Below are 2,960 nucleotides of genomic sequence, written 5' to 3'. Positions count from 1 at the left end.
CATGGGCGTCCCGCTCGTCACGGGCTCTACGCTGCGCATCGGCGGGGACATGGTGCTCGGCTCCCGGATGACCGGGTGTGTCGGGGCCGTCGGCGTCGCCCGGCACCTCACCGCCCGGAAAGCGATCCAGCCCGGCGACGTCCTCCTCATGACCGAAGGCGCCGGCGGCGGGACGATCGCCACCGCCGCGATCTACTCCGGGTTCCCGGAAGTCGTCGACGAGACGATCAACCTCCACTTCCTGAAAGCCTGTGAGGCGCTCCTCGCAAGCAGCGTCCTCCCCGGTATCCACGCCATGACCGACGTCACGAACGGCGGGCTCCGGGGCGATGCCTATGAGATGGCAGAGACCGCAAACTGCCGGATCGTCGTCGAGGAGGACGAACTCCGCACGCTCGTGCAGCCGAAGGTCCTTGCCATGCTCGATGCCCTCGAGATCGACTACCTCGGCGTCTCCCTCGACGCCCTCCTGGTCGTCGCCCCGCCCGAGGTCGCCCCCGAGATCAAGCAGGTCGTCGGGTCGGCAGGCGTCGCCATGAAAGAGATCGGCTACGTCGAGGAAGGAGCGGCCGAATCGGTCCTCGTGGTCGACGGCAAGATCCGGGACTTCTCGCCCCGGTTCAGGGAGTCGGCCTACACCCCGGTGAAGAAGGTCGTGGACGGGGACAAACGAGACTTTGAGGAGATGAAGGCCGGGGTCGAGCGGGCTGCAGAGGCAGCGATCGCGAAGAAAGAGCGGATGCTCGCCCGGCTCCGCTCTTCGTGATGAGGATATCTTCTAGTGGACTATTTCATCTTCACGTGCAGTGTCGCCTCTTGCGTTGAACGCGAAGCCGCGATCTCCTCCCCCCATCACCCTTCACGACTCCCGCGTGAGGTGGACGATCACTCCCACTGCACCCTCAAGTTAAGATGAAATGGCCGAGATCATCCCAAAAGTGCTTGGGCGATAGAAGAACTCGAGGAGTCGGCGCACATCCGGGAACCGGGACGACGCAGAAATCGGAGATGCGGCCCATGCCCGGGTCTCTCCCCCTCCCGGCAGAAGAGTTTTGGGATAACCTCGTCCACGAGATCGGAGGAGGGGGTGTTTGTTGTCTTGAGGAGAGGGTTATCGTAAGAGATCGTAAACCTCTTCTTTTGTCATACCCTCAAATTCAGCAACGTCGGTGACGATTGTGTTGAGTGTAGCTATGGCAAGTTCGTCGTGAAGGGGGACGGTAACCCGGAGTCGTTTATCGTCAACAACTTTACGCAGTTGGACGTGACTTCCGGCCTGCCGGAGAAATGAAAATCCGAGTTTTTGAAGGACTTTGATTACCTCGAATCCACTAACAACCGGACGTCGCGGCAATGATATCGACCTTGTATTCGAAATTTGGTGGGATGTGGCTTTCCTGTTCGTGAGTTTCTGATCTGTATTTGGTTACAACGGTGATCTGTTCTCCCGCTTCGAGCTCTTCCGTATAATGGAGTGACGTTGCTTCCAGGATATTGTCGATGAGTTCCCCGATGCTTTTACCCTGGGTATAGATGGCATTTCCAGGTGCATGTGCGCTGGCGCTCCACCATCCATCGGCATAGGTTACTTCAAATGTGACCTGCATGACATTACACCCCTGCGTAGTTGGGATATTGGGTTTTCAAGAGATAAGTTTGATGGTGACATGGTTGCCACATCCAGACGGAATCATGTTTTACCTCCTCGGTTTCATCAACGGTGCATTTGGGCATGACAATGCTGTCGTCAGCTATCCCGGCTTAAAGACTCTCCCTGGAGGTAGGCCCGGGTGGCTGACCGCACCTCCAGGGAATCCTGTGGGTGATTGTGGCAGGCATCGAGACTGCGGATGGAAGGGCACCCTGCCGCCTGACATCTGTTGCCGACAGAAGGGGGAGAGAGCAGCCCCCCTTCACGGGCTTTCGGGGTTGACGACCCTCCCCATGAAGAGAATCGCGCCGGAGTCCTTCTCGACGATGAGGAAGACGAACGGGTGATCGGCCCGGAAGACGGGTGTGACACCTCTCCCGGCTATGACTCCGGTCGCTGCCGCGGCCTCGGTGCCCTCCTCGTTCACGTCGATGAACGCCGTATGGAAGACTCCGGTGATGAAAAGATCCTTCGTCCCGTCCATCCCCGAAAGGTCGGCGGCATCATCGGCAAACGCCGTCGGCATCCCCATCGCCGCAAGAGCCGAGGGGAGGCTGTAGCCCACATCAAGCGTGAACTTCGGGAAGGAGATCCTGACGTTCTGCGCGATCAGGGACTCCCGCAGGCCGGCAAGCCTCTCCGCGTCCAGGGCCTCCTCCGCAGCCGTCAGGCTGTCTTCCTTCGGCAGAAGGACGAGCATCGCGAGTTCCGTTCCGTTCCCGTGCGCGTACGGCATCTCGAGCACCTGGAGGGTCTCGGTCTCTGCATACGGATAGGCGGCATCCCCGTGCATCATCGGAGCGAGCACCATCTCGTTCGGTCCGACCCGGAACTCCTCCTCCCGCGTCTCGTTCGCATCGAACTGCTTCGCCCAGGTGCCTTTGAAGTAGATCGCGTTCGTGATCACGAGCCGGGTCAGCGGGTCGATTGCATTGGGCGGCAGGAGATCGCGGATCCGATCTTCGGTCCGCTCCTCCACCCATCGGTTGATCGTCTCCCGCGATCCCTCGGGGTTCTCGATGAAATCGAGATTTGTGACGTTTGCCCCATACCAGCGAGCGGCCACGTCGATGTAGTCAGGGAGGAACGAGTGGGTCTCCTCAGCCCAGAGGGCGTTTGCGGTGCGGAGAGTGTAGTTACCGCTCCCGCGGTTCAGGGCGGCATTGAGGGCAGTGAATCCCTCCCGACGGAGGGTATCGTTCGTTGGGAGGTGCAGCACAGCCCCGATCTCGTCGGCGGTCGTGCCGCGGGCGCCCTCGTAGGTGATCGCGAGGGCCGACGAGATGCTGTAGGGCGAGAAGAAGAGGTT

General features: G+C 60.3%; 4 protein-coding genes. 1 reads left to right on the top strand and 3 read right to left on the bottom strand.

Annotated elements, in window-relative coordinates:
- A partial coding sequence (locus BP858_RS04270; RefSeq protein ID WP_286878939.1) for an AIR synthase-related protein occupies window positions 1–766 on the top strand: 766 nt, incomplete at its 5' end.
- A gap of 345 nt (window positions 767–1,111) precedes the next feature.
- On the opposite strand, the gene BP858_RS12345 is transcribed toward BP858_RS04270, so the two are convergent.
- The 3 genes from BP858_RS12345 to BP858_RS04260 all read right to left on the bottom strand — a co-directional run.
- Window positions 1,112–1,354 (bottom strand): type II toxin-antitoxin system HicA family toxin, encoded by a 243-nt coding sequence (locus BP858_RS12345; protein ID WP_394339376.1) that lies wholly within the window; start codon window positions 1,352–1,354, stop codon window positions 1,112–1,114.
- Window positions 1,332–1,607, bottom strand: a complete 276-nt coding sequence (locus BP858_RS04265; RefSeq protein ID WP_286878938.1) for a type II toxin-antitoxin system HicB family antitoxin — start codon at window positions 1,605–1,607, stop codon at window positions 1,332–1,334. Before BP858_RS04265 ends, BP858_RS12345 begins: the two co-directional genes overlap by 23 nt.
- A gap of 306 nt (window positions 1,608–1,913) precedes the next feature.
- On the bottom strand, window positions 1,914–2,960 hold a 1,047-nt coding region (locus BP858_RS04260), incomplete at its 5' end, for a serpin family protein (RefSeq protein ID WP_286878937.1).

The sequence above is a fragment of the Methanoculleus sp. UBA413 genome, from assembly GCF_002502935.1.
GTDB lineage: Archaea > Halobacteriota > Methanomicrobia > Methanomicrobiales > Methanoculleaceae > Methanoculleus > Methanoculleus bourgensis.
The sequence above is the reverse complement of the archived record's forward strand: the minus strand, read 5'-3'. Positions and strand labels throughout refer to the sequence as shown.